26 protein-coding genes are annotated in these 25,837 nt (G+C 70.9%); 16 read left to right on the top strand and 10 right to left on the bottom strand.

Annotated elements, in window-relative coordinates:
- Positions 1-6: 6 nt before the first annotated feature.
- Positions 7-588, bottom strand: coding sequence for a hemerythrin domain-containing protein (locus QWU11_RS23950; protein ID WP_290116614.1), 582 nt, complete (start codon positions 586-588; stop codon positions 7-9).
- A gap of 69 nt (positions 589-657) precedes the next feature.
- On the opposite strand from QWU11_RS23950, the gene QWU11_RS23945 reads away from it, so the two are divergent.
- From QWU11_RS23945 to QWU11_RS23895, 11 genes are all read left to right on the top strand, one after another.
- Positions 658-1,830 carry an aminoglycoside phosphotransferase family protein gene (locus QWU11_RS23945; protein WP_290116613.1) on the top strand — a complete coding sequence of 391 codons (1,173 nt, stop codon included), beginning with the start codon at positions 658-660 and terminating at the stop codon, positions 1,828-1,830.
- 113 nt (positions 1,831-1,943) lie between these two features.
- Positions 1,944-2,603 (top strand): iron-containing redox enzyme family protein, encoded by a 660-nt coding sequence (locus tag QWU11_RS23940; RefSeq protein WP_290116612.1) that lies wholly within the window; start codon positions 1,944-1,946, stop codon positions 2,601-2,603.
- Positions 2,604-2,678: 75 nt separating this feature from the next.
- Positions 2,679-3,371 (top strand): hypothetical protein, encoded by a 693-nt coding sequence (locus tag QWU11_RS23935; protein WP_290116611.1) that lies wholly within the window; start codon positions 2,679-2,681, stop codon positions 3,369-3,371.
- Positions 3,368-4,309, top strand: a complete 942-nt coding sequence (locus tag QWU11_RS23930) for a beta-ketoacyl-ACP synthase 3 (RefSeq protein WP_290116610.1) — start codon at positions 3,368-3,370, stop codon at positions 4,307-4,309. The genes QWU11_RS23935 and QWU11_RS23930 overlap by 4 nt, the downstream gene beginning before the upstream one ends.
- 303 nt (positions 4,310-4,612) lie before the next feature.
- A complete protein-coding gene (locus tag QWU11_RS23925; RefSeq protein WP_290116609.1) occupies positions 4,613-5,059 on the top strand; it encodes a PaaI family thioesterase in 447 nt (148 codons plus the stop codon).
- Complete coding sequence (locus tag QWU11_RS23920; RefSeq protein WP_290116608.1) at positions 5,056-6,273, top strand: MFS transporter; 1,218 nt, start codon at positions 5,056-5,058, stop codon at positions 6,271-6,273. The genes QWU11_RS23925 and QWU11_RS23920 overlap by 4 nt, the downstream gene beginning before the upstream one ends.
- Positions 6,274-6,275: 2 nt before the next feature.
- Positions 6,276-7,025, top strand: a complete 750-nt coding sequence (gene ubiG / locus QWU11_RS23915) for a bifunctional 2-polyprenyl-6-hydroxyphenol methylase/3-demethylubiquinol 3-O-methyltransferase UbiG (RefSeq protein ID WP_290116607.1) — start codon at positions 6,276-6,278, stop codon at positions 7,023-7,025.
- Positions 7,018-8,928: a BTAD domain-containing putative transcriptional regulator gene (locus tag QWU11_RS23910; protein ID WP_290116606.1), complete on the top strand. Its 1,911-nt coding sequence runs from the start codon at positions 7,018-7,020 to the stop codon at positions 8,926-8,928. Before ubiG ends, QWU11_RS23910 begins: the two co-directional genes overlap by 8 nt.
- A 72-nt stretch (positions 8,929-9,000) precedes the next feature.
- Positions 9,001-9,447: an SRPBCC family protein gene (locus QWU11_RS23905; protein WP_290116605.1), complete on the top strand. Its 447-nt coding sequence runs from the start codon at positions 9,001-9,003 to the stop codon at positions 9,445-9,447.
- Positions 9,447-10,979 carry a hypothetical protein gene (locus QWU11_RS23900; protein ID WP_290116604.1) on the top strand — a complete coding sequence of 511 codons (1,533 nt, stop codon included), beginning with the start codon at positions 9,447-9,449 and terminating at the stop codon, positions 10,977-10,979. The genes QWU11_RS23905 and QWU11_RS23900 overlap by 1 nt, the downstream gene beginning before the upstream one ends.
- 77 nt (positions 10,980-11,056) lie before the next feature.
- Positions 11,057-11,428 carry a ClpX C4-type zinc finger protein gene (locus QWU11_RS23895; RefSeq protein ID WP_290116603.1) on the top strand — a complete coding sequence of 124 codons (372 nt, stop codon included), beginning with the start codon at positions 11,057-11,059 and terminating at the stop codon, positions 11,426-11,428.
- 5 nt (positions 11,429-11,433) lie between these two features.
- Here the strand turns inward: QWU11_RS23895 and QWU11_RS23890 are convergent, their stop codons facing one another.
- A complete protein-coding gene (locus tag QWU11_RS23890; RefSeq protein ID WP_290116602.1) occupies positions 11,434-13,290 on the bottom strand; it encodes a 5'-nucleotidase C-terminal domain-containing protein in 1,857 nt (618 codons plus the stop codon).
- Between the two features lie 230 nt (positions 13,291-13,520).
- On the opposite strand from QWU11_RS23890, the gene QWU11_RS23885 reads away from it, so the two are divergent.
- Positions 13,521-14,393 (top strand): hypothetical protein, encoded by an 873-nt coding sequence (locus QWU11_RS23885; protein WP_290116601.1) that lies wholly within the window; start codon positions 13,521-13,523, stop codon positions 14,391-14,393.
- Between the two features lie 210 nt (positions 14,394-14,603).
- Here the strand turns inward: QWU11_RS23885 and QWU11_RS23880 are convergent, their stop codons facing one another.
- The 3 genes from QWU11_RS23880 to QWU11_RS23870 all read right to left on the bottom strand — a co-directional run bounded on the left by QWU11_RS23880 (position 14,604) and on the right by QWU11_RS23870 (position 18,206).
- Positions 14,604-15,200 (bottom strand): GNAT family N-acetyltransferase, encoded by a 597-nt coding sequence (locus QWU11_RS23880; RefSeq protein WP_290116600.1) that lies wholly within the window; start codon positions 15,198-15,200, stop codon positions 14,604-14,606.
- Between the two features lie 15 nt (positions 15,201-15,215).
- The gene (locus tag QWU11_RS23875) at positions 15,216-17,534 is read right to left on the bottom strand and encodes an MFS transporter (RefSeq protein ID WP_290116599.1); all 2,319 of its coding nucleotides are present in this window, start codon (positions 17,532-17,534) and stop codon (positions 15,216-15,218) included.
- A 75-nt stretch (positions 17,535-17,609) separates the two neighbouring features.
- On the bottom strand, positions 17,610-18,206 hold the full coding sequence (locus QWU11_RS23870) for a TetR/AcrR family transcriptional regulator (protein WP_290116598.1): 597 nt from the start codon (positions 18,204-18,206) through the stop codon (positions 17,610-17,612).
- A 187-nt stretch (positions 18,207-18,393) separates the two neighbouring features.
- On the opposite strand from QWU11_RS23870, the gene QWU11_RS23865 reads away from it, so the two are divergent.
- Positions 18,394-18,768 carry a YchJ family metal-binding protein gene (locus QWU11_RS23865; RefSeq protein ID WP_290116597.1) on the top strand — a complete coding sequence of 125 codons (375 nt, stop codon included), beginning with the start codon at positions 18,394-18,396 and terminating at the stop codon, positions 18,766-18,768.
- Here the strand turns inward: QWU11_RS23865 and QWU11_RS23860 are convergent.
- On the bottom strand, positions 18,758-19,975 hold the full coding sequence (locus QWU11_RS23860) for a cytochrome P450 (RefSeq protein WP_290116596.1): 1,218 nt from the start codon (positions 19,973-19,975) through the stop codon (positions 18,758-18,760). The two genes, QWU11_RS23865 and QWU11_RS23860, sit on opposite strands and share 11 nt — an antisense overlap.
- Positions 19,976-20,253: 278 nt before the next feature.
- Positions 20,254-20,817 carry a peroxidase-related enzyme gene (locus QWU11_RS23855; RefSeq protein ID WP_290116595.1) on the bottom strand — a complete coding sequence of 188 codons (564 nt, stop codon included), beginning with the start codon at positions 20,815-20,817 and terminating at the stop codon, positions 20,254-20,256.
- A 238-nt stretch (positions 20,818-21,055) separates the two neighbouring features.
- Here QWU11_RS23855 and QWU11_RS23850 point away from each other — a divergent pair, with 238 nt between their 5' ends.
- Positions 21,056-22,381 carry a hypothetical protein gene (locus QWU11_RS23850; protein ID WP_290116594.1) on the top strand — a complete coding sequence of 442 codons (1,326 nt, stop codon included), beginning with the start codon at positions 21,056-21,058 and terminating at the stop codon, positions 22,379-22,381.
- A 113-nt stretch (positions 22,382-22,494) separates the two neighbouring features.
- The gene (locus QWU11_RS23845; RefSeq protein ID WP_290116593.1) at positions 22,495-23,112 is read left to right on the top strand and encodes a dihydrofolate reductase family protein; all 618 of its coding nucleotides are present in this window, start codon (positions 22,495-22,497) and stop codon (positions 23,110-23,112) included.
- Here QWU11_RS23845 and QWU11_RS23840 read toward each other — a convergent pair.
- Positions 23,097-23,483, bottom strand: a complete 387-nt coding sequence (locus QWU11_RS23840) for a hypothetical protein (RefSeq protein ID WP_290116592.1) — start codon at positions 23,481-23,483, stop codon at positions 23,097-23,099. The genes QWU11_RS23845 and QWU11_RS23840 overlap by 16 nt on opposite strands.
- Before the next feature lie 75 nt (positions 23,484-23,558).
- Between QWU11_RS23840 and QWU11_RS23835 the strand changes: the two genes are divergently transcribed.
- Positions 23,559-23,687 (top strand): hypothetical protein, encoded by a 129-nt coding sequence (locus tag QWU11_RS23835; protein ID WP_290116591.1) that lies wholly within the window; start codon positions 23,559-23,561, stop codon positions 23,685-23,687.
- 57 nt (positions 23,688-23,744) lie between these two features.
- Here the strand turns inward: QWU11_RS23835 and QWU11_RS23830 are convergent, their stop codons facing one another.
- Both QWU11_RS23830 and QWU11_RS23825 read right to left on the bottom strand, forming a co-directional pair.
- The gene (locus QWU11_RS23830) at positions 23,745-24,959 is read right to left on the bottom strand and encodes a family 2 encapsulin nanocompartment cargo protein terpene cyclase (RefSeq protein WP_290116590.1); all 1,215 of its coding nucleotides are present in this window, start codon (positions 24,957-24,959) and stop codon (positions 23,745-23,747) included.
- Positions 24,960-24,962: 3 nt separating this feature from the next.
- A complete protein-coding gene (locus QWU11_RS23825) occupies positions 24,963-25,799 on the bottom strand; it encodes a geranyl diphosphate 2-C-methyltransferase (RefSeq protein ID WP_290116589.1) in 837 nt (278 codons plus the stop codon).
- Positions 25,800-25,837: the final 38 nt, after the last annotated feature.

Below are 25,837 nucleotides of genomic sequence, written 5' to 3'. Positions count from 1 at the left end.
GGAGGATCAACGCGGCCCGGGGTAGGCCGCGTCGCCTCCGCACAGGTAGGCGCGTACCCGGTCGGCCAGTCCGGCGCCCGAGTGGAGGAGCACCTGCAACAGCGGCCGGCCCTCGTGCCCGGCCCGGCTCGGGGCGCACGACTTGGAGCACCGGGCGTTCTTCCCCAGCTCGACGAGTTCCTCTTCGGTGACGTGCCTGGCCAGCATCGGGAAGATCTCCCGCTCCTCCTCGTCGATGTGCCGGCGCGTGCCGGTGATCAGCGAGGACAGCAGCTGCGCGAACCGGTCGTCGGGAAGATCGTCGGCCTCCAGCCGCCGCAGGATCTCCTCCAGCCGATGATGCTCGTCGAGCGCGGCCTCGGCGAGGTGGCCGCCGTCCGGCAGGCGCGCGAGGGAGACCGGATAGAGGTAACACTCCTCGGCCACCGAGTGCCGGACCATCTCGACGATCAGCTGGTCGGTCAGCGTCCGCCGCAGGCTCTCACCCCCCGAGAGGTGCTCCAGCTCGGTGAAGAGCTGCCGAATCTCTCGGTGATCTTCCGTCAGGACACTGATCAAATCCTCGGATCGGTACATGACGTCCCCCATTGACCGAATGTATCCCCCCTTCTACCTGGGCGTACGCGGGGTTCCACCTGATCTCTCTACGCTGACCGCATGGGACGGATCGTCAGTGCCGTGGTGACCGTGGACGGCGCGCTTCTCGGCACCGTCGGGCCGTTCGCCGTGGAGGCTCCGTGGTGGTCGGAGGCCGCGTCGGTCGTCGGGCGGCTGGAGGACGCACTCGGTGTCGCGGTGTTCGTCCTGCGCCTCCTCCGGGTCGAGGGCGGTGACGGCGGCCGGGACGGCCACGTGACCTATCACGCCGAGGCGCTGGAACGGCCCGCGGGCACCTGGGCTCCCGGCGCCGTCGACCACGCGGCGCTGGTCGCGCCGCACGCGCTCCGTTCGCCGTGGGCGCGGATCGACGGGCTGCGGGAGCTGCTGGGCTGGGCGTCCGGCGCCCTCGCCGCGGCCGGGCGCCCCGTGACCGGGGCGCCCGAGCAGCGTCGAACGTGGAACCTCGCCGGCCTGTTCCGGCTGCCGACCGCGTACGGGCCGGTCTGGCTGAAGGCCACGCCGGGCTTCGCGACCGACGAGGCCGCCGTGATCACGGCGTTCGCCCAGGCGGATCCCGGCCTGGTCCCGGCGGTCGTCGCGGCCGGGGAGCGGCGGGTCCTCCTCGATCACCTGCCCGGCGAGGACTGCTGGGACGCCGCGCCCGGGGCCATCACGAGCGTGATCGGCCGTTTCGTCGCCGCGCAGGCCGAGCTCGCCTCGCGCCGGCCTCCCTGGCTGCCGGATCGGCGCACACCCGTCATCACCGGAAAGGTCCTGCGGCTGCTCGACCATGTGGAAGGACTGACCGCCGGAGAGCGCGCCGCAGCCCGTGACCTGGTGGGGCGCTGGCCGGAACTCGACCGCTGCGGGCTGCCCGACACGGTCGTGCACGGCGACTTCCACCCCGGGAACTGGCGCTGCGACGGCGGCCCGCCGGCCGTCGTCGACTTCGCCGACGCGCACTATGGCAACCCGGTCCTCGACGGCCTGCGGGCGTACGACTACCTCCCCGAGGCCAAGCGGCCCGTCGCGGCACGCGCGTGGGTGGACGCCTGGGAGGCCCGGTGGCCCGGCGCCGACCCCGCGCGCGCCCTGGACGTCGCCGCGCCCCTCGCGCACCTGGCCTACGCCGTCCGCTACCAGGAGTTCCTCGACGGCATCGAGCCGGCCGAGCGCGTCTACCACCACGACGACCCGATCGGCGTCATCCGCGCGGCGCTGACGCTCTAAAGCCGTCGCGAAATGGTTTGAAAATGGAGAAGAAATGGCGCTGAGTTAGCTTCCCTCTCAGCCACCGGAATCTGTGCCGGCGACTCCGATCGTTGACGACCAGGGGACCCGAAATGGACAACTTCAGCTACGTGCTCGAGGCGACCGCGAACGACTACCAGCGCTACATCCTCGACCACCCGCTCTTCGCCGCCCTCACCAATGGCAAGATCACACGCGACCACTACGTGGCCTACCTGCGAGAGACGTACCACCTGGTCGGGCACACCTCCAAGGCCACCGCGCTCGTCCCCCCGCGGCTCGGCGACGAGCGGCCCGAGCTTCGGGAGTGGTTCGAGGACGTCGCGCGGACCGAGCAGAACCACGACCTGTTCTGCGTCAAGGACCTGAAGGAACTCGGCCTGGACCCGCAGCCCATTCTGGACGCGGGAATGGGGCCCGGCTCCTGGGCGATGGTGTCCCAGCTCTACTACATCTGCACCATCGAGAACCCCATCGGCGTGCTCGGGGTCGCCATGGCGACCGAAGGGCTCGGCGCCGACCTCGCCACCCCGTACGCCGACATCCTCGAGAAGGAGTACGACATCCCGCACGGCGCGACGACCTTCCTGCGCAGCCACGGCGTGCTCGACGTGCGCCACGTCGAGGAGGTCCGCCAGGGCGTCAACGAGCTGCCGTTGAGCGACGAAGAGGTGGAAAAGATCGTCCACGCCCGCCGGATGACCGTCTTCTACTACGGCCAGCTCTTCAGCGACGTGCTCGGCGCCGTCTGACCACCGCGGCGGGCCGGCCCCCGGCCCGCCGGCCTCGCCCGCTGAACGACCGGAGTCGATGAGATGTCAACGATTATGGATTTTCGGGCGGCGCTCGACGGCATCGTCGCCCAGCCCGACGGCACCCTGACGCCCTTCGACGCGTGCTCGGGCGACTCCGCCGCCGACGTGCGCAACTACCGGTTCCGCCCGCTGGCCGCCGACGAGCACGACGCGTACGACGCGCTGGTGAGGGCGTCGTTCAGCGAGGCGCGGATCTTCTCCGAGAGCTTCCTGCCGGACGCGCGGACGCGGCGCTACGGAGTGATGCACATCGAGGACGGGCTGGTGGGCACCTGTTCGTTCCGCGACGCGTCGAAGAACGAGCAGCTGGCCGACCACCTCGCCGAGCACCTGTCGGTCCCTCCGCGGCGCATCTGGGAGGTCAACAACTTCGCGGTCGCGCCGGACCACCGGAACGGCACCGCCTCGGCCCTGCTGCTCTTCGGGTGCGCGCTCTCCGGCCACCGCAGCGGCGTGGACGCGCTGGCGGGCGTCATCCGCAGCACGGCCATCCCCGCGCTGACCAACTTCGGGCTGGTCCCGACCTACCACGAGCCGCTGCACGTGCTGGGCCGTCCCGACGTCTGCGACTTCATCTCCTTCTACGACACGAAGGAGGAGGAGTCGGTCATGTACCTGCGCGAACGTGCGGCGCGTTTCTTCTACTCCGCCCATGTCATGTACCAGATACGCGCGCACGCGCGAACGGTGAAGAGCGCGGGATGACGGCCGGCGCCCGGCTGGCGGGTGTCGCCGGCTACCGGCCGCGCAGGGTCGTCAGCAACCAGGAGATCGCCAAGCGGTTCGGCGTCACCGGAGCCTGGATCGAGCGGCGGCTCGGCGTACGACGGCGGCGGTTCGCCGGACCCGGTGAGTCCGTCGTGGAGATGGCCGCCGCGGCGGCGGCCAAGGCACTCGCGGCGGCGGGCGAACCGGCCGCCCGCGTCGACCTGGTCATCCTCGCGACCTGCTCGGCGCCCTCGCCGATGCCCAGCATCGCCTCCCAGGTCGCCGCGCGCCTCGGCGTGCCCGGCGCGGGGGCCTTCGACGTGAACGCCGCCTGCGCCGGCTTCAGCTACGCGCTCGGGGCGGCCGACGGGCTGATCAGGTCCGGGCTCAGCCGCTGCGCGCTCGTCATCGGGGCCGAGCGGATGACCGACTGGGTGGACCCCGATGACGTCGACACCGCGACGGTCTTCGCCGACGGCGCCGGCGCGGCCGTGGTCACCCCTGCCACGCAGGCCGCCATCCACCCCGTCGTGTGGGGCGGCGACGGAAGCCGGAGCGGGCTGCTCGGCATCGCCGACCGGTACGCCACCATCCGGATGGACGGACCGGCGGTCTACCGCTGGGCGACCACCGAGATGCCGCCGGTCGCCGAGGCCGCGTGCCGGGCGGCCGGCCTCACGACGTCCGACCTCAAGGGGTTCGTGTCGCACCAGGCCAACCTCAGGATGATCAACCGGCTGGCCGCCGCTCTCGGTGTGACCGGCATCGCCGTCGCCGACGACATCATCGCGTCGGGCAACACCTCCGCCGCCTCGATCCCGCTCGGCCTGGCCCGGCTGATCGACCTGGGCCGCGTACGGTCCGGCGACCCGGTGCTGCTCCTGGGCTTCGGCGCCGGGCTGAGCTACGCCGCTCAGGTGATCGACTGCCCGTAACGCCACGAGAGTGGTCAGAAAATGGCGGGCTTTGCACGGCGCTTTCCGGAATTTGGAAGCGACCGAAACCGGCCAGCCGATGAATCTTCAACGATTCCCCCGGCCCGGAGAGCGTTTTCCCACTTCATCGCGGCTCGGCGCGCGGCGGCGCCGATACGGGCGGGGCGGCCACGGTCGGATGCGACGATTGGTCGACTTCCTCGTCCTTGCGGCCAATTAGGAAAATAGGCGATCCTCCCGGTGTCGCGACACCGCACCCCCGAGAACGGCGGTGTCGCGCGTTTACTCTGAGCGAGGAGTCAGATGACAATCTGGACGGATCGTCTCGACAAAATCAAAGCCGGCCAGGCCAACAAGCCAACGGTCGTTGAAATACTCCGTCTTCCCGACATCGTTTCCTGGCAGACCGGCCAGGTGGTCACCAAGTGGGAGATCGATCCGGACTTCTTCACCATCGGCGGCCAGCTCTTCGGGGGGTACCTCGGCGCGCTCGCCGACCAGGTGATGGGCCACACGACGATGACGGTGCTCGAGGACGAGAACGTCTTCCGCACCATCCAGATGAACGTCACGTTCTATCGCCCCATGAGAAAAGGCGTACTCTGGATCACCGGAAAGGTGACGCAGAAGACACGGCAGGCGATTCACGTCAACGTCGAATTCTGTGACGTCGATGGAACCCTCATGTGCTCGGTCGCGGGCATTCAGATCGTCTTCCCCATGAAGCCCGAATCCAACCCGATGAAATGACGCAGACGGCGACGGAAAGGCGGCCGTCCGCCGGATACCGCGTATTCCTGAGCGGGCAGGTGCTGTCCGGAGTCGGCAACTGGGTCTACCGCACGGCGCTGCCGTACATCCTGCTGCGGGACGGGCGCAGCGGTCTCGCCCTCGGCGTCGTGACCGGTGCCGGGATGCTCGCGCTCGTCCTGCTCACCCCGTACGCCTCGACGGTCGCCGACCGGATCGACGCGTTACGCCTCTGCATCCGCGTCAACCTGGCCTTAGGCATCATCTTCGCCGGTTTCTTCGGCGGCTATCTGCTCTGGGGCGGCAACCTCGGGCTGATCCTCCTCGCGGTGCTCCTGGCCGGTACGGTGACCGCGTTCGAGGCGCCGGCACGGCAGCGGTTCCTGCCCGAGCTCGTCGGGCTGCAGCGGTGGCCGAGCGCCATCGTCGCCACCGGCATGATCTACAACGTGTCGCGGTTCGCCGGGCCGCTCCTCGCCGTCGCCATGATCTCCACGGTCGGGCCCGCCACGTGCATCGCGATCAACAGCGTCTCTTTCTTCGTCGCCGCCGGCACGCTGGTCGCCCTCCGCCACTCGCTCGTCCCCGTACCGGCCAAGAAGCCCGACCGGAGCGGCTGGCTCGCGGCGATGCGGGTCTGCATGCGCGACCGCGACTTCGCCGTAGCGGTGATCGCCTTCCTCGTCGTCTCCCTCGTGGCCATCAACGAGCAGGTGACGATCCCGCTCCTGTCGGCCTCGCTGTACGGGGACGACGCGACGCGTCTGTCCGCCCTGCTCAGCGCCGTCGCGGCGGGCGCGCTCGGCTCCGGACTGCTCCTGCTGAAGTACCGCAGGCTGTCGAGCCGCGCGTTCACCGCGGCGATCCTGGCCCTGGCCGTGTGCAACGCCGGGCTGCTCGTGCCGAGGTCGTTCGCCGCGCTGCTCGTACTGGCCGCGCTGGCCGGAGCGGTGATCGGGGCGCTCACCTCGATCGCCAACGTGCTCATCCAGACCGGCGCTCCGCTGGAGTACCGCGCCCGCGCCTTCGCGACCTTCTATCTGCTGATGTTCGGCACGACCGCCGCCGGCGCGCCACTGTCCGGCGAGCTGGCCGACCTGGCCGGCGCGCGCAGCCCGTTCGCCGTCTCCGCCGTCGTCTGCGCGGTCGTGGGCGGCTGGCTGCTCGCCCGCTCGTCGCGGGCCACGAGAACCCAGGGAGAAGTGAGGAAATGAACATGAGCGAGGCGACCGGACCGACCTCGGTGAACCGGCGGCAGGCCGCGCACTTCGACGCCCTGGCCGAGGAGTGGTGGACGCCCACCAAGGGCTTCCGCCAGCTCAACCGCGAGAGCACCCTGCGCCAGGACTACATCCGCGAGGTCGTGCTCGCCCACCTCGACGTGCCCGATGGTACGGAGGAGCGCCCCCTGACCGGGCTGAGCGTCGCCGACGTCGGCTGCGGCGGCGGCTACGTCGCCGAGCCGCTGGCCCGCTGGGGCGCGCGCGTGGTCGGCGTGGACGTGGCGCCCTCCAACATCGCCGCCGCGAGCCGGCACGCCACCGAGACCGGCCTGGACATCGACTACCGCGTCGCCGCCGCCGAGGAGCTCGCCGCGGCCGGCGAGCGCTTCGACGTCGTCGTCTCCCTGGAGGTGGCCGAGCACGTGGCGGACGTCCCGGTCTTCCTGCGCTCGTGCGGCGAGCTCGTACGCCCCGGCGGCCTGCTCGTGGTCAGCACGATCAACCGGACCGTACGCAGCGCGCTGACGGTGATCTTCGCCGCGGAGTACGTCCTGCGCTGGATCCCGCGCGGCACCCACCACTACCGGATGTTCGTGACGCCGGCCGAGGTCGACGCGGTGGCCGGCGAGTCGGGCCTGACGCCCGTGGACCGTACGGGCGTCAAGTTCGACGTCCGCACCAAGTCCTGGAGACGCGTGACATCCGAGGCCGGCAGCTACATAGGGGCCTACCGGCGTGCCTGACGGGCCGCCGCCGATCGTCACGGCCCGGATCCTCGGACCGCTGGACGTACGGGTCGGAGAGCGGCCGGTCCGCATCCCCGCCGGGCGGCAGCAGACCACGCTCGCGCTGCTCCTCCTCAACCGCGGGAACGTCGTGGGCATCGACCGGCTCGTCGACACCGTGTGGGCGGACCCGCCGCCCACCGCGGTGAACCAGATCGCGATCTGCGTCTCACGGCTGCGGGCCGTGCTCGCCGGGGCACCGGTGATCATGACCGTGCCGCCGGGATACCGGCTGGTCCCCGAACTGGTGAACCTCGACCTCGACACCGTCGACGCGTACGCCGCGGCGGCCGAGGAGATGGCCCTGGCCGGTGACGGGCGCGGCGCCGCGGCCCGGCTGCGCAAGGCGGTCGGCCTGTGGCGCGGCTCGGTCCTGGAGGGCATGGCGAGCGCCGTCCTCCGCCCGGTCGTCGCGCGCTGGGACGAACGGCGGCTGACCCTCATCGAGCGGTACCTGGAACTGGAGCTGGAGTACGAGGGCGCCGAGGCCGCGATCGGCGAGCTGACCGCGCTCGTGGCCGCCCATCCCCTGCGCGAGCGCCTGCGCTGCCTGCTGATGTCCGCCTTGTACCGCGGCGGCCGGCAGAGCGACGCGCTGGCGGTCTTCCGCGCCGCCCGCGACCTGCTGGTCGAGCAGGTCGGCGTCGAGCCCGGCCCCGAACTCCGGGCCACCCACGAGGCGATCCTGCGTGGCACGCTCCCCGACCCCGAGGCCGAGCCACGCCCCGTCGCCGTACCGGCCCGTCCCCGCATGCTGCCGCACGACCTTCCCGACTTCACCGGCCGTACGGAACAGGTGCGCGAACTCGCCGCGAGCCTGCGCCCGGCCGGCCGTACGGACCTGGCCATCGTCGCGGTGAGCGGGCCGGGCGGGGTCGGCAAGACCGCTCTCGCCGTACGGGTCGCGCACACGTCGGCCGGGGAGTTCCACGACGGCCAGCTCTACGCGGACCTGGGCGGGCTGGGCCGGGCGCCCCGCGAACCTCGCGAGGTCCTGGGGCATTTCCTCCGCCACCTGGGCGCGGACCTCACGATCATCCCCGCGGGCGGGGAGGAACGCGCCGAGATGTACCGCCACCTGCTGGCGGGCCGGCGTGTCCTGGTCGTCCTCGACAACGCCCACGACGAGACGCAGGTCCAGCCGTTGCTCCCGGGCGACGGGCCGGCGGCCGCGCTGATCACGAGCCGGTTCCGCCTCACCGGGCTGTCGGGGGCCGCCCACGTCGAGCTGGGCGTCTTCTCCGACGAGCAGGCGGTCGCCCTGCTGTACCGCACGCTCGCGCCGAAGCGGGTCGCCGCCGAGGCGGCGGAGGCCGTACGGCTGGCGGCGCTGTGCGGCCGGCTGCCGCTGGCGCTGCGGATCGCCGCCTCACGGCTGGCCGCCAAACCGCACTGGACCCTCGCCGACCTGTCCGAACGCCTCTCCGACGAACGCCGGCGGCTGGACGAGCTGACCCACGGGTCGCTGGCGGTCCGCTCCAGCATCGCGCTGTCGTACCGGGCGCTCGGCCCGCGGGCCGCCCGGCTGTTCCGCTGCCTGGGCCTGCTGAACGCCCCCGACTTCGCGGCGTCGCGGGCCGCGCCGATGCTCGGCGTGCCTCCGGAGGAGGCGGCCGACCTGATGGAACAGCTCGTGGACGCCCGCTTACTCGAGGCGACCGGCCGAGACGCCGCGTACCGGCTCCGCTACCGCTTCCACGATCTCGTACGCGTCTACGCGCGCGAACGCGCCTGGGAGATCGACGGCCCGGAACGCTGCCGCGAGACCATCGGCGCGCTGCTCGTGCCGGAGACGCTTTCGCGCCGCCCCCTGCTCGGCCCGTCCTGCGAGCCGGAGCAGGCTCTGAGCGCGGGACCGTGACCTGTACGGCTGTTCGTGGTTCCGTACACTCGCCCTGCACGCCGCGTCAGCGGCAGATCAGAGGAGAGTTCCATGGCCGGTCAGTTCGAAGCGACGACCGAGATCGACCGTCCCATCGAGGAGGTCTTCGCGTTCCTCGCCGACGGTGAGAACGATCCCAAGTTCAGCCCGCGCGTCCAGGAGATCGCCAAGCTCACGGACGGCCCCACCGCCGTGGGCACCGTGTACGCCAGCACGGTCAAGGACGCCGGGATGACGTCCAAGCGGGAGTTCCGCATCACCGAGTTCGAGCCGTCCACCAAGATCCGCTGGACCGAGCTCTCCAAGAACCTGGTGACGGCGACCGAGGGCGGCTACGACCTGACCCCGGCCGCCGAGGGCACGACCCGCCTGCGCATCTTCAACGTCCTCGAAGGCCACGGCGCCGGAAAGCTCATCGCCGGCCTGGCCCTCAGGGCGGCCCGCAAGGACGCCGACGCCTTCGCGGCGCGTATCAAGAAGGCCGTCGAAGCAGGCTGATGACCGAGTTGCTCGTCCACGCCGTCTCGGCCCAGGACCCGTGGACGGCGCTGGAACGGCTGGCGCGCGAGCCCCCCGACGACCTTCCGGAGCTCGTACGCGCCCGCTACGCGGTGGCGGCGCGTGAGGAGCGGCGGCGGCTGTCCTGGCTGCTCGGCCGGATCGGCGCCTGGACCGTACTCCTCGGCCTGCTCCCGGGCACGACCGGCCCGGACGCCATGGACCTGGTGCGGACGCTGACCGGGCCTGACGTCCGGATTCCCGAAGACCACCTCGCTCGTCTCCTGACGGAGGCCGAAGAGGTCCGCGTCGCCGTCGACGCCGCGGGCTTCTCGGCGGAGGAGTCGCTCGCGCCGCTCGTCGCGCGACACCTGGACACACCGGGCGTGCGGGGCCCGGCCGCGATCGCGCTCGGCCGCCTGCGCGCCACCGCGTACACCGGCGAGATCGTGGCGCGCCTGCCCGGCCTGGCCGGTCTCGAACACGGTGCGTTCACCGTCGCCCTGGAGCTGATGGGCGACCCGTCCGCGATCCCGTCCCTGCGCGCGCTGCTGGCCCGTACTCCTGAGCCGGGTCCCGTCTGGAACCTCCACCACGCGCTGGTCCGGTTGACCGGCCGCGAGCCGGTACTCCCGTTGACGGGGGACCCCGTGGAGGCCATCCGCCGGGCCTGGGCGCGGCCGGAGCCGCCCTCCCCGCCCCGCGTCACCGACGTCGAACGGCTCGACGCCGTACGCGCGCGGCTGATCCTGCGGGACGGCGCGGGCCGGATCGGCATCGAGCACGACCCGCCGTCGCCGGGCTCGTCGTGGCCAGTCTGGGACAAGTCCCTGGTCATGGCCGGTACGCCGGTCTACCACGTCGGCTCCGACTGCGGGACGTGCGAGACGAATCTGCGCCTGATCGGCTGGCCCGATGAGCAGGCGGCGGCGCTGTCAGGGCGGCTGCGGGAGACGCTGCGCGACGTGCCCGCGCTGACCGCGGAGCTGATCGACGCCGCCGCCCCGCTCCTGGGCGGGCTGCGCTCCGGCCACTATCTGCTCGCCCTGGCCGACCTCGACCTGGAACACGTGGACGACCCGGAGGCCGCGTGGTGGTACCGGCGGATCGCGCTGCGCGACTCCGAGGAGGGCTTCGCCGACGACGACCCCGTCACGCAGTGGCCCGGCACCGACCACTTCCAGCTCCGCGCCCCGATCCCCGGCCCCGCGTACGGCGCGGTCCTCCCCACCCGCCCCCTGGACGCCCTGGCCGAGGAGACGGTCGCCGGTTTCGAAGGCGACATCGAGGCCGGCCGGCGCCCGGCGGCCGTGCTGCTGACCTGGGGTGAGGTCATCGACGTCGAGGCCGAGTGCGAGGAGCGGTTCCTGGTGAACGTCATCCTCGACGGCCACCACAAGCTGACCGCGTACGCGCGCCGGAACATCCCCGCACGCGCCCTCCTCGTCTGCCGCGTCGAGGACTCCTGGGGCCCACCGGAGGACCGCGGCCGCTGGCTGCGGGAGATGACCGGCCCCCTGCTCGCCACCTAGAAGCTTGTCAGGTGTTTCCTGACGGCGTAAGGTCATGCCTGACGCCGTCAGGAAACACCTGACACAAGGGAGTGGCGATGTCAGCGGTGACGGAGGAGTCAGTGATCGCGGAGTGCTCGTTCTGCCTGCGGCCGGACAACGAGGTGGGCACTCTTGTGGCCGGGCCGGGCGTGTTCATCTGCGATGAGTGCGTGGGGCTCTGCACCTTCGTGATCGAGGGAAAGCCGCCCGAGGGCGGCTCGCGGCTGGCCCCCTGGGACCAGGTGACCAGCCCCGAGGAGGTGCTGGCCAACCTGCCCCGGGTCGCGGCGGCGGGCGCGCAGGTCGAACGCAACCTCGCCGGATGGGTGCTCAAGGCACGCGCGATGGGCGTGACCTGGGCGCGCATCGGCGAGACGCTCGGCATGAGCCGGCAGTCCGCGTGGGAGCGCTTCTCCGGCGAGGAATGACCGCGTCAGAAGACCGGGACGCCGTCGCGGACCAGTTTCCAGTTCTCCACGTGAAAGGTCGCGGGGTCGATGGTCTTGGCCTCGGAGGCGTACGCGACGATCGCCTCGCGGATCGCGACCTGGGCGTTGTAGACGACCGGCGCGGTGGTGATGCCCGGGAAGCCGCCGCCGCCGGACTGGCGGTAGTTGTTCACCGCGACCACGAATCGCTGGTCGTCGGCGACCGGCGCCCCCTCGTAGGCCAGGTCGAGGATGCGGGACCCCTCCGCCTTGGCGATGTCGATGTCGTACGTCACGCCGGAGAACTGGTCGTAGTTGTAGTCGGGCAGGTTGTTCGCGTTGGTCCACGACGCCGGGTCGACCGGGGCGTCCGCCGCGACCTGCTTGAAGTAACGCGCGGAGTACTCCAGGTACGCCTTGATCTGGGCGCCGGTCAGGATGCTGCCCAGGAGCGTGTTGTCGTAGATGTAGAGCCCGGCGATGTCCTTGATCGTGACCTGCCCGGCCGGGAAGGTCGCGGCGCGGTTGAACGGCGCGGCGATCGACACGACCGGCAGTGAGGCGTTGTCGGTGCCCGCGATGGCCTTCTTCACCGTCTCGGTCTGCACCAGGTTGACGTAGTCGAGGATCGCGGTGTCCTTCCAGCACGACTCCGCCGCCGACATCGTCTCGGTGGAGGTGGCCACGTCCGTGTTGACGTAGGCGACCACCTTGTCGTGCTGCTTCTTGACCAGCGCGACGAGCTTCGGGTCCTCCTGGACCGTGTTGGTGTTGACCGTCGTGGCGGACTTGCCGGTGACCTTCCAGCGGCCGCGGTCCCGGGTCAGCGTGAGGTCGAAGACGGACAGTCGCTCGCCCCAGCACATCGGCTCGCTCATCACCACGGTCTGGCCGGTGACCTTGTTGGTCACGAACCGCTGGGGGACGTCGATGTGCGCGTGCCCGAAGAGGATCGCGTCGATTCCGGGGACCTGCTCGGCCACCATCGCCGAGGCGTTCTCCACCGGGATGTCGCCGGTGTAGGACGACAGGCCGCTGTCCCCGGCGTGCGCGCTGACGACCATGACGTCGACGCCCCGTGCGCGGATCTTCGGGACCCACCGCTTGGCCGTCTCGATCAGGTCAAGGAAGTCCAGCTTGCCGGAGACGTTGGCCTTGTCCCAGATGGCGACGCCGGGGTTGGTCAACCCGAGCAGGCCGACCCGGATCGGCGGATGCCCGGGGACGTGCATCTTCTTGATGATGTACGGCACGAACGCCGGTGTCCGTGTGCCCGCGTGCACGGCGTTGGCGCCCAGGACGGGCGCGTCCATCTGGCTGATCCACTTTTTCAGGAACGGGATGCCGTAGTTGAACTCGTGGTTGCCGAGCGCCACCGCGTCGTAGTCGAGCGCGTTCATCTGCCTCGCCATCGGGTGGATCTGCCCGGTGGTCGTGATCGGCTCGACGGTGGCGTAGTAGAACCCGAGCGGGGTGCCCTGGATGGTGTCGCCGGCGTCGAACAGCAGCGTACGATCCTGCCCCCGGTCCTTGCGGATCTGCTTGACCAGGCTCGACACCCGCGCCAGGCCGACGACGTTCCCGGCCTTGTCGCTGTACGCGGCGTCCAGGTAGTAGTCCCAGTTCACCGCGTGGCTGTGGATGTCGGACGTGCCCATGATCGTGATGGTCACCGAGTCGCGTCCGGCGGTCGTCGCCGCCTCCGCCGCGCCGGGCCAGCCCGCGAGGGCGAGCGCGCCCGCCGCGGTGAGCCCGCCGAGCACCTGCCGGCGGCCGACGCCGTGCCGCTCCCCGTCCTCATCGGGAACACGGCAGGAACACCATCGAGGCGCCGGACCGGGCCGGCTCCCTGGATTCTCCATGACGGACGCGTTCCTTCCGAGGGGGGGCGAGGCTGCCAAGATAGAGGTCCGCAGGTGGGATGCGTACCGGTGAGATCTTCTGATCCCGGCCCCCCATCGTTGGCACTCCCCGGTCTTGCGTCCGTGCGCCCGGGTCCCCGCGGCAAGATTTGGTCGCCGGGAGCAGATACCAACTAGTCCGTACATAAAGCCATTTATTAAGGCCAAGCGCTGTTAAAGTCCTTCATTTTATGAACGCCCTGCGCAATGTCACCGCTCTCAGTCTCGCCGCGGCCGCGGGCGCCGTTCTCGGCCTCGCCCAGGTCGCCGCGGCGGAACTCACGGACATCACCACTCTCGGCGCCGATTTCGGCGGGGGCGATGACCGTGTTCAGGGTGTCCAGATCACGCTGGTCGCCTGGTACTGCGCGATGGCGGTACCGCTGGCCGTCATCCTCGCCGGCGCTCGGCGCGGGCTCGGCCGGACGGCCCGCTGGGCGACCGTGCTCGCGGCGGCCGCCGGAACGCTCGCGACGTGGCCCCTGGTGGCCTCCGTCAGCGGCGACGGCCTGCACGACGAGGCCGTGCGCGCCGTGATCACCGGAACCCTGTTCGGGGCGGTCGGGGCGGCGATCGTCGTGCTGGTACCGGTCGTCGGCCGGGGGCTGGCCGCGTACGCCGGGCTCCTCTGGGCCGCCGCGCTGGCCTTCACCGGGTTCGTGTCCAACACCGTGGTGTACGCGGGCATGGTCGAGCCGCTCGACCTGGACTTCCTCGACTCCTGGCGCGGCTCGGTCCCGGACCTGCCGGACGAGCTCGGCTACCACGTGACGACGATGCTGCCGGTCGCGGTGGTGATCCTCCTGTTCGCCGGTGTCGTCGGCGGTTTCGCCGCCCGGCGCACCGGGTCCTGGCCCCGGTCCGTGGCCGCCGCCGTGGCGGGCCCGGTCCTCACCGCGATCCTCTACCGGCTGCCGCCGCGCGAGCTGTTCCTGTGGAACGAGTCGGCGGCCCTGGCCACACTCCTGCTCGCCGGGGGCTGCCTGCTGATCGCCGCGGTCACGGCCCTCGTATTCCGCCGCCGTACCCCTGACAGTGCCCCCGGGGAAGAACAGTCCGAGTAATGGCTCGCCTAGGGGTTTTCCCCGAGGTGCAGACCGAAATCCCCTAGCCACCATCGCGGTCAATACCGATCTTTTCGGAATTTCACCTCGAATTCGCAGCGGAGACCCGTACATCGCGCGGCTGAACCTCGGATTCGGCGACCCGGGGCCGGGACCGGGACTTCGCGGGCCGGGTGGAGGCGGTCGACGGAGTCAGTGTCAAGATCGTCATCACCGCGGTGCGAGGACGTCCGGGCGCGGGTCGCCACTCAGCCGGGCGTGCAGGTGCATGTCATGCCAGCCGTCGGCGTGCAGCATCTCGCTCCGTTTCGTCCCCTCGTAGGCGAAACCGGCCTTGTCCGCCACCCCGCACGAGGCCGCGTTCAGCGTCGAGTGGGCGAGCTCGAACCGGTGCAGGCCGAGCTCGTCGAACACCCACTCGCTCAGCGTGCACAGGGCCCGCGTCGCGATGCGGCGGCCGCGCGCGGCGGGCAGCACCCAGTAGGACACCTCTCCGAGACCGTCCATGAGGTTCAGCCGGCGCACGCTGATCTGTCCGAGCACCCCGGACTCGTCGGCCATCGCCCAGCCGGCGCCGCTCTCCTCCGCCCATCGGCCCGGCCATGAGCCGATCCACGTCCGGGCCTCGTCCTCATCCATCGACCGCGCGTGCCAGTGCTGGATGGCGGGTTCGGAGTAGGCGGCGGCGACGGCGGGCGCGTCCTGGGCCCGCCAGGGGCGCAGGACGAAGTCGTCCACCTTCAGAACCGGCTGGTCGCGTCCCGCGAGGCCGCCGGACGGCATGGCGGGGTGAGTGAGTATCGGCACCCGGCCATTATCCGATCACTCGCCGACGTGGCCGAGGCGAAGGTCGACCAGGGCCTGGTCCGGACCGTCGATGGTCATCGTGGCCGTGGCGGGCTCGTACGCGCTGGCGGTCAGCGTGTAGTCCCCGGCGTCCAGGTCCGTGAAGGTGTATCCGCCGTCGGAGCTCGTCGTGGTGACCGCGACCGTGTCGCCCGCGGCGTTGACCAGCGCGACCCGGGCGTCACTCAGCGGCCGGTCCTCCACGCCGCCGCGTACGGTTCCCCGCACCCGGCCGCCGGCGCGCAGCTCCACGTCGCACCGCGTCGTGGCCTGCCCGTTCACCTCGACCGGAAGCGCGCTGGGCCGGTGGCCGTCCGCGCTGGCGACCACGGTGACCGTACCGGCCACCAGGTCCTCGATGGCGAACCGGCCGTTCTGGTCCGTCTCGGCGGAGGCGACGACCTCGCCGCGCAGGTCGGTCACGACGACCCTCGCGCCGGCGAGCGCGGCGCCGGTCACGGCACTGTGCACCACACCGGTCAGGCCGGACGTACCGGACAGCGTGAGCTCGTAGAAGAGCGGCTCGCCGCCGACCGTGACCGTGGCCGCCTGCGGCTGGTGGCCGTCGGCCGCCGCGATGAGCACGTACGACCCGGGAGCGGGAACGCCCAGGTCGTAGGATCCGTCGTCCTTCGTCGTGACCCGGCCGAGCTGGCGTCCGCCGAGCTCGACCAGCGTGATGACGGCATCGGAGAGCGGGGTGCCGCCGGCGCCGCGGATGCGGCCGCCGATCGCGCTGCCACTCGCGAGCGGCAGCGGCTCCGGCGCCGGCTCCGCCGCGATCCCGCGCGGCGACTCCTTCGGCTCGGCCGCCGGGCGCTGCTTCTCCTTGCCGTTGATGAGCACGGCGACGAGGACCGCGGCCAGCAGGATGATTCCCACACCCCAGGCGATCGCGACCGTGAAGCCGTGCACCTGGCCGACCGCGAGAAGCTCCCGCGTGGGCCGCCCGTGGGCGTGCGCGACCACGTACGTCGTGGTGGCCGTCGCGGCGATGGTGTTGAGCAGCGCGGTGCCGATCGAGCCGCCGACCTGCTGCGCGGTGTTGACCATCGCGGACGCCACGCCCGCGTCCTGCGGGGAGACGCCGGTCGTGGCCAGGTTCATGGCGGGCATCATCGTGGAGCCGAGCCCCAGGCTGATGAGCAGTTCGGCGGGCAGGATGAGGGCGAAGAAGGAGCTGTGCACCGAGAGCTGGGTGAGCAGCGCCATCCCGATGGCGGCCAGGACCAGCCCGGGCACCATCAGGACCCGCGCGGGCACGCGGTGCATCAGGCGCGCCGAGATCTGCGTGGACCCGGTGATCATGCCCGCCGTGAACGGCAGGAAGGCCAGGCCGCTGCGGACCGGCGAGTAACCCTTGACGATCTGCATGTAGTACGTGAGGAAGAGGAAGAGCCCGAACATCGCGATCACGGCCAGGCCGACCGCGAGGTAGGCGCCGCCGCGGTTCCGGTTCAGGACGACGCGCAGGGGCAGCAGCGGCGCCCGCGTCAGGGCCTCCACGACGACGAACGCGATGAGCAGCAGAGCGGCGGCGACGAACAGGCCGATCACCCCGCGCTCGCCCCATCCCTCCGACTCGGCGCGCGTGAAGCCGTACACGAGCGAGACCAGCCCGGCGGTGACGAGGACGACGCCGGGAATGTCCAGGCGGGCACGCTGGTGGCCGCGCGTCGGCAAGGTGACGTGCACGAACGCGGCGGCACCGATGAAGGCGCCGATGGCGATCGGGACGTTCACGTACAGCGCCCAGCGCCAGTTGAGGTACTCCGTCAGCACGCCGCCGAGGATCAGGCCGACGGCACTGCCGCCGCCCGCGATCGCGCCGTAGATGCCGAACGCCTTGGCCCGCTCACGCGGCTGGGTGAACATCACGGCCAGGAGCGAGAGCGCCGAGGGCGCGAGCAGCGCGCCGAACGCGCCCTGCAGCGCACGGGCGGCGAGCAGCATGCCCTCGTTCACGGCCGCGCCGCCGAGGGCGGAGGCGCCGGCGAAGCCGACCAGGCCGATCAGGAACGTGCGCTTGCGGCCCACTAGGTCGGCGATCCGTCCGCCGAACAGGAGCAGCCCGCCGAAGACCAGCGTGTAGGCGGTGATCACCCACTGCCGGTTACCGTCGGAGATGTCCAGCGCCCGCTGCGCGGACGGCAGGGCGATGTTCACGATGGTCGCGTCGAGCACGACCATGAGCTGGGCGAGGGCGATGAAGAACAGTGCCGTCCATCGGCGGGAGACGGCCGGCGGTGCGGCCTTGGCTCCGTGCCGGTGAGCGGTCGGTGCGGTTATCGACATTACGGAAAATCTCTCCAGCGTTGGTGGTACTTCGTCGCTTCGTTCAGCGCCGGCGTTCAGGATTCAGGGGCGAATTCAGGGGGCCGGTACGGGGGCGCGCAGGCCGTCCAGGAGGATTTCGAGATAGTGGGCGGCGCGGGTGTCGGAGCCGGTGCCGCCCGGCAGGGGCCGGGTGAGCCGGGCGAGCATTCCCCAGACGTCGTCGAAGGTCACGTCGGCACGCAGCCGCCCGCTCTCACGCGCGCGGCGCATGATCTCTTCGAACGCGGCGACGGCCCGCTCCCGTACGGCGAAGAACGTCTCGTCCTTGACGAACCGGCCGCGTACGACCGGATGCACCGCGCCGATGCCGTGGGAGGCGGCGGACCGCAGGCAGCGCCGGAGCGCCTCGAACGGGTCGTGCTCCTCGGCGAGCGCGCTCTCGGCCTCATCGGCGGCCTGCTCGATCACGTGCGTGGCGACCTGGCGGATGAGGTCCTCGCGGTCGCCGAAATGGCGATAGAGCGTGGCGTTGCCGACCCCGGCGCGACGGGCGACCTCGTCGAGCGGCGCCTCGGCCCCGTGCTCGACGAAGACGGCGCGGGCCGCGGACAGGATGCGCTCGTGGTTACGCGAGGCGTCGGCCCTGCGGCACGGAGCGGCGCAGTCGCGCGCCAGGTCCACTGTGCTCACATCGATACCCCCGTCCCCGTGATCGCCGTGGAACCGGGGAGTCGGTCCCCGTTTCTCCCGACACAGGGCTTGAACAGCGCTTTGACCGGCATGAATCCCCGTACGAGTGTGATGCCCGTCTCACTTAAAACCCGCTCCGACCAGCGACGACGCGGATCGCCCGGCCACGTCGGGCACAATGAGGGGCATGCCGAGCTGCGTCTGCGGGCTGCCCGCGCCGTACGAGGAGTGTTGCGGGCGGTTCCACAGCGGGGACGCGAAGGCGCCGACCGCCGAGCGGCTCATGCGCTCGCGGTTCAGTGCCTTCGGCGTGGGCGACGAGGCCTACCTCCTGCGCACCTGGCACCCGTCGACGCGGCCGCCGCGGATCGGCCTCGACGAGACCCTGCGGTGGGAGCGCCTGGAGATCCTCCAGACCTCCGGCGGAGGCTTCCTCGACACCGAGGGGACCGTACGCTTCCGCGCCCACTACGTGGAGCGGAACCGCCCCGGGCACATGGACGAGAACAGCCGCTTCGTCGTCCACGACGGCGACTGGGTGTACGTCGGGCCTATCGCCTAGCCAGCCGTACGGGGAGGGCGCGGACGCTGTTGCCCACGAAGCTGGAGCGGCTGAGGAGTTCGGTCTCGGGCACCGCGAGGTCGAGGTCGGGGAAGCGGGCGAACAGCCGTTCCAGCGCGATCGTCGCCTCCAGGCGGGCCAGCGGCGCGCCGAGGCAGTAGTGCGCGCCGTGGCCGAGGGACACGTGCCGGGCGGCGCCGGCGCGGCGGGGCCGCGTCACCTCGAACCGGCCGGCGTCCGAGCCGTGCGCCAGCGGGTCGCGTCCGGCGGCCGAGTAGCCCGCCAGCACGGGCGTGCCCTCGGGGATCACAGTGTCGCCGATCGTCAGGTCGCGGGTCGGATAGCGGAAGGGGAAGTAGCTGACGGGCGCGTCCCAGCGCAACGTCTCCTCCACCACGTCGGACCAGGTCGCCGCGCCCGTCCTGACCAGGTCGAGCTGCTCCCGGTGGCCGCACAGCGCGCGGACCGCGTTGATGATCAGCGCCAGCGTGGTCTCGTGCCCGGCGATGATCATCAGCATCAGGGTGCCGATGAGCTCCTCGGGGCCGAGCCGGTCGCCGTCCTCGTCGCGGGCGGCGATCAGCACGCTCGTCAGGTCGTCCCCGGGCCGCTCGGCGCGGGCGGCGGCGATCGTGGCCAGGAGGGCGACCAGCTCCTCGTTGGCCGCCACGACCTCCTCCGCGGCGAGGTCCGTGGCCACGACCTGGTTGGACAGGTGGTGCAGCGCCTCGCGGTACTCCGGGTCGACGCCGAGCAACTCGCTGATGACCCCGATCGGCAGCGGCATCGCGAAGTGCCGGCACAGGTCGACGACGTCGCCCTCCCCCTCTAGGCGGTCGAGCAGGCCGGCCGTCAACGCCTCGATCCGCGCGCGCAACCCCTCGACCCGCCGGGCCGTGAACGCCTTGCTGACCAGCGACCGCAGCCGCCGGTGGTCGTCGCCGTCGGCCGTGGTCATCCCCCGTACGGTGGCGAACATCAGCAGGGGCCAGCCGGTCGCGATCCGCCCCTCACGCAGAGCGGTGAAGTGCCGGGCGTTCTTGGCGACGTCGGGGTGGGAGAGGAACTCCTTGAGCGCGTCGTGCCCGAGAACGGCCATGCCCGCGACCTCGCCGGGCAGCACCACGGGGGCGACGGCCCCTTGCGCGAGCAGACGCACGTTGTCGGCATGCGGGCTGCCGCCGGTCGGGTCCATCCTGTGCACCATGGGTTCTCCCCGGAAAGACGCCCTGCTCTTCGCCGAGATTAATCGCACGTCCCACGCCGGCGACGTTTCGGTTATGGGGTTGTACCCATCCTGTGCGGCGATTCCCTGCGGGGAATCACCGTACGGAGACCCGGCCCGGCACAGTCGTTCCCCTGGCCACGACCGAGGGGAGGTCCGGCGGGCCGCCGAGCGGCCGCATCGTCGGCTACTACCAGTTCATCGAGGGATGGCCCCGGGGCGCGACCTCCCGTCCCGCGGCCGGTGTCGCTCCGGACGGCTCAGGCGTCGTGGTCGTGTGCGATGAGTCCCCGGTAGCCGGAGTAGTCGGCGCCGGAGGACAGCCGCTTGGCGGCGACGGCGAAGTAAGAGTCGTCGGCCGCCTTGACTCCCAAGCCCTCGACCAGGCGGTTCATGAAGTTGAACAGGGCGCACACCGAGACCGCGTCGTAGAGGGTCTGTTCCTCCCATCCCGCCGCGAAGACCGCGGCGGCGTCCTCGGGGGCCATCGCACTGGGGGTCAGGGTGAGCTTGCGGACGTAGGCGAACAGCGGCTTGAACTCGGCCCGTACGGGCGAGGTCTCGACGTCGTCCAGCAGCGCGGCCAGCACGCCCTCCTCGACGCCGAACTCCTTGGCGACCGCCTCGTGAACGCCGCGGCAGTAGCGGCAGGCGTTCAGCCCGGAAACGAACGCCGCGATCAGCTCCCGCTCGCCGACGGACAGCGCGGACGGGCCGCGAAGGACCACCTCGTGATAGTCGATCAGAGGCTTGGAGGACTCGGGAAAGGCCTTCATCACGTCCAGGACGACGGCGTTCTCGGGAAGCGAGGGAAGAAAGGGCACCGTGGTTCCACCTCCAGTGGGATTTCGAGCGCTCAGACCAAGATCTCAAAGAAACCTCGGTCGTACGAGAGCGGCTGCCGGCGGCGTTCCGGGGCACGTCCGCTTTCGGCCAGGCCTCGACATTTGTAATACGTTGATCACCATTCGTGACTCAGCGCTGATGAACAATGATGGGCCCATGACGGGGCATGCGTTATCCGAAACCGTCCGGCCGCGTTCGCGCCGCCGCTGGGTGATCGTGGCAGTGGTCCTGGCCGTGCTGGTCGCCGCCGGGGCGACCGTCTTCCTCGTCGCCCGTTCCGAACCTGACTACCGCACCACGTTCCTGGTGGACGCCTCGGTCACCGACCCGGCCGACTTCAGCGCCCTAAGGACCTCGCTCGCCGGCGTGGCGGCCAACGTGGGAGACGGCGAGGCGCTCGCGCTGCGCCGTTTCGGCGGCACGTGCGGCGACAAGGCCGACACGCGACAGGTCGTGGGCAGCGGTACGGGGAACCGGCGGCGGATCGGCCGTGCCGTCCGCGAACTCGCCCCCCACGGCCAGGCCACCCTGAACGACGGAATCCTCGCGGCGATCCACGACTTCTCCGGCCACTACCCGTTCCGCGGCCGCAAGGAGAACCGCATCGTCGTCGTGACCAGCCACGGCGCCGACGCCTGCGCCACCGACCCGGCCCGCCTGCGCGCGGCCATCAAGGCACGCGCCCGCGCCGCCGGGGTGAGTCTGCGGTTCCGCTTCGTCGGTTACAAGATCCCCGACCGTGACCAGGCCGCTCTCCGCCAGACCGCCGCGGCCGGCGGCGACAGCGCTCCGGCGTTCGCCCAGAGTCCGCAGGACCTCACGGTGACGCTCAAGAAGTTCACCGCCCCCACCCCCGGCTCGGCCGGAAAGGTCGACCTCCCACCCCAGATCGTCACCGCGAAGGCGTGCACGACGAAGGCACCGATCGCCGAAAGGCCGAGCCCCGCGCCCTCCGCCGTGCGCCTGCCGCGTCAGGTGACGCTTCCCACGGGCGCCCAGGTCTACGGGGTGGGGATCTACGGAACCCCGCAATATCTCATCGGGCCGGCCGGTCTCTCCTGCGACAACGTCATTCTCGGACTCTCCGCGAGGATGAACGCCGTGGTGGGCCGCGAGGGCGGCCCGGGAGTCATGGCGTCCTACTACGTCAGCAGCTTCGGGGTCAGGATGGGGATCGCGTGCAGCGCCTTCGCCAAGGACGCGCCTGAGCTCAAGAAGATCGGCGGCTTTCCGGAATGCGCGCGCGTCTACGACGACGCCCATAAGACCATCCCGACCACTACGCCGAACTTCCATGTGGCGACGGGCGGCGCTCCGCCGTCGGCGAACCGCATCAGCGCGACGCTCACGACGCTGCGTGTCGCCGACGGGGACGCCGATCCCCGAGGAATCACCTGCACACTCCCGCGCGCGCAGGCCGACATCTGCACCGCGGCCCTCACCTATTTCTTCATCCTCCAGTCGACCGGCACGTCCATCCCCTCCGCCGATATCGACCGTGTGAGCGCCGCCATCGGCACCTACGTCCACAGCCTGCGCTGACCTGGCAAGGTCTACGCCGGGGGCGGATCCTGATCCGTCGGGCGCTCCGGCGATGATTTTTCGCTCCGGCATCGGTCTGACCCGATGAGCACCTCACCACGAAGGAGAATCCGATGCGGAGAATCACCGCCGGCCTGTTCGTCTCGCTCGACGGCGTCATCGAGAACCCCCAGGACTGGCATTTCCCCTACTTCAACGACGAGATGGGCGCGGCCGTCAACGCCCAGCTGGGCGACGCGGACACGATCCTGCTGGGCCGCAACACGTACGACAGTTTCGCGGGCGCGTGGCCGGACCGTGAGGCCGGGGGCGGCGACGACGCCGCCATGGGCAAGGCGCTCGGCGACGCGCGCAAGATCGTGGTCTCGAACCAGGACCTCCGGTTCACCTGGCGCAACTCCGAACTGCTCCGCGGCGATCTGATCGAGGCCGTGACCGCGCTGAAGGACGAACCGGGCGGGAGGGACATCGCGATGAGCGGTTCGGTCTCGATCGTCCGCCAGTTGCTGGCCGCCGGCCTGCTCGACGAACTCCACCTGCTCGTCCACCCGATCGTCCTGCGGGAGGGCATGCGCCTGTTCGAGGAGGGCGGAACTGCGATCCCGCTGCGGCTGCTCTCCTCCAGGCCCTTCAAAACGGGTGTCATGCACCTCGTCTACGGCCCGGACGGTTCGGCTCCCACCGGCACGTACGACGACGCCAAGACGCACCTCTCTCAGCACGGTTCGTAGTACGAGGCGACCGCGGGCTGGCCGGTGTAGTTCGGGCCGGCCCGGTCGTCGGCGCCCAGGTAGCGGTAGGGGAAGCGGACCTCCCCGCCCCCGTACCGCGATCCGGCGGCGGGCGGGATCGTCGGCGCAGCCGACGATCTCGACGCGTCCCGGCCGGCCGGGCGCCGGGCGGCGTCCATCAGGGCGCGGCCGCTACCGCGGCACAGGTCCAGCCACCGCACCGGGTCGCGGTGCGCCAGTTCGGCCATGATGTCCGGGCCCAGCTCGCGTCCGTAGCCGTTCGATCCCTCCGGCGACCGCTCGCGGTTCATCGCGCGGTTGGCCACCACCGACGAGGTCTCCAGGGCCTCATCGCCCAGCAGTCTGCCCACGACGATCATTCTGTACCTGGAAGACCGGCCAGCCGATCTCGATCCGCCACTGGGACATGTCCGCGAGAAGTCGCCGTGACGTTCACCGTCCAGCTGACCCCTTCGGCCGGTGGTGAGGCCGCTTGGGCCGCTCGCGTCTTCCTCTTCCTCGACGCTGACGGCCTGATCCGGCAGGACTACCAGCTGACCGTGAAACCGCTCTGACCCGGGGAAAGCTCGTCACCACGGCCGAAGGGTTCGAGTTCGACGACTGATCCCGGGTCATGGCTGCCGGGCGTAGCGAGGATTGTCGGCGTGCCATTGGAAGCCGCCACCCATCCAGGCTCGCAGCCCGCGCATGAAGCGCTGGAGTTCGGGGGACGGAACGGCCGCGAGTTCGCGGTGGCCGGCCTCGAAGTCGCGTACGAGGTCGTTGTGGAGGCGCACGGTGATCTCGACCGCCTCGTCCACGGAGCACTCCCGGTCGGCGGCGATCAGCAGGACCAGGTTGCAGACGGGATTCTCGTCGGCGGCGTCCTTGGCCACCGAATGCAGGTCGTTGACCACGACGCTCGCGGTGCCGGCCTGCATGGCGGCGCGGCGTACGCGCGGCTCGTAATAGAGGTCGGCCGGGAGCTCGTAACCGCCGACGACGTCGATGAGCGTCATCGAGGTGTAGAAGCTGTCGTGCTGGCGCGCGGCCAGGTATTCCCAGGCGGGCGGGTGCTCGCCGGTCTCCCGCCAGGCCGCGTAGGCGGTCCAGCTCACGAACATGGCGAACGTCGAGTAGCAGATGCGCTGGACCTGCGCCGGAGTCCCGTGATGGCTCAGGTGCTCGACGGCCGACTCGAGCATCCGCAGGACCAGGTCGTCGCCGTGCGCCTTCCGCAGCGGAGGGGTGAACTCCCCCACCGGCGGGACCTGGTCCATCGCCGACATCGCCAGGGTGAGGCGCTGCGGAAGCCACGCGGGTACGGCGCCCAGGGCGGTGTCGTCCGCGTAGTAGTCATCGGCCGCCCACCAGGAGGCGTTGAGCTGCGCGGCGACGAGGAGCGCGTCGGGATCGTCGGTGTCGGGGTGGGCGAGGGTGACCAGCTGCCCGAACGCGGCCTTGCCCAGCGCGTCGGTCTCCTCGTCGCTGAACCCGCGGTCGCGCGCCCAGGCCCGGAGCCGGGCGTCCACCTCGTCGGCGAGGTTCTGGTCGACGCGTTCGGGGAGTGGGCAGTAGAGGGGTGAGTGCGAACCGTCGCCCCACGATCGTTCGGCGTAGGCGGGGCCGCCGCGGGCCGGGAGCGGCGGGCTTCCGGCGTCGTACGGCGCGCGGCTGGGGCCCGCGGCGGCGAGGAGCGAGGGCAGGAGTGCCGCGGTCGTACCCAGGCCGGTCGGCTTGCCCGGCCACGCATCGGTCGGCCTGCCCGGCCGGCCGTCGTCCGGCGTGGGTCGGCCACCGGTGCCGCACGTCGGGTTCACGTCCGCCCACCCGTCCTTGGCCTCCACGGCTCAGATCCGGTCGGCGGCGATGAGGAGGTATTGGAAACCGCCGGTGCGGTAGGCCTCCAGGAACGTGCTCTCGATGCCGGTCGTGACCGATGACTTCTGGCGCAGCTCCCAGTAAGGGATCGTGTCCGCGGTCAGGTCGATGACGTTGACGGGGACGAGCCGGTTGGCGGCCATCGCCCGGAAGTAGGCGCTGCGGGAGTGGATGTCGCAGACGTAGTGGGCGTTGATGGTCGACACCGCTCGCGAGGGCAGCCCGTACACGTCGTTGTAGCAACCCGTGATGGTGACGTATCGGCCGCCGCGCGCCAGCAGCCGGGAGTGCGCCGCGAAGAGGTCGTCGAGGACGACGTACATGGTCGACTCGTTGTTCCAGATCGCCTGGAAGCCGCCCGCCTCGAAGCCGGTGTCGAGCATGTTCTTCAGATGGAACCGGACCCGGTCGGCGACATTGTGCCTGGCCGCCTGGTCGTTGGCGAAGTCCACCTGGGTCTGGGAGATGGAGACGCCCTCCACGCGGCAGCCGAACGCGCTGTTGGCCATGATGCTGGAGCCGCCGCGACCGGAGCCGGCGTCCAGCAGCCGGTGCTCGGGGCGGATGTCACCGAGGTGGCTGAGCAGCAGCCGGGCCTGGGCGTTCTCCAGGCGATGGAGCTCGGTGATGATCGCCTCGTCGCGGGCGGCGTCGTCGGCCGCGTCGAGAACGGACCAGTCGACCGCGCCGATGCCGTAGTGGTGGTGGTAGATCCCCGAGACGTCGCCCAGCCGGAGGTTGACGGGGTTGCGCTCAGCGTTCCAATAGTTGGCGACATCGTTCTGGTAGACGCTGGCGATGGCCATGGTCTGTCCTTTCTGAGTGGGGGTGCTCAGGGGCGGGG

It is taken from the genome of Actinomadura sp. DC4 (assembly GCF_030406325.1).
In the GTDB taxonomy this organism is placed as follows: Bacteria; Actinomycetota; Actinomycetes; order Streptosporangiales; family Streptosporangiaceae; genus Actinoallomurus.
The sequence above is the reverse complement of the archived record's forward strand: the minus strand, read 5'-3'. Positions and strand labels throughout refer to the sequence as shown.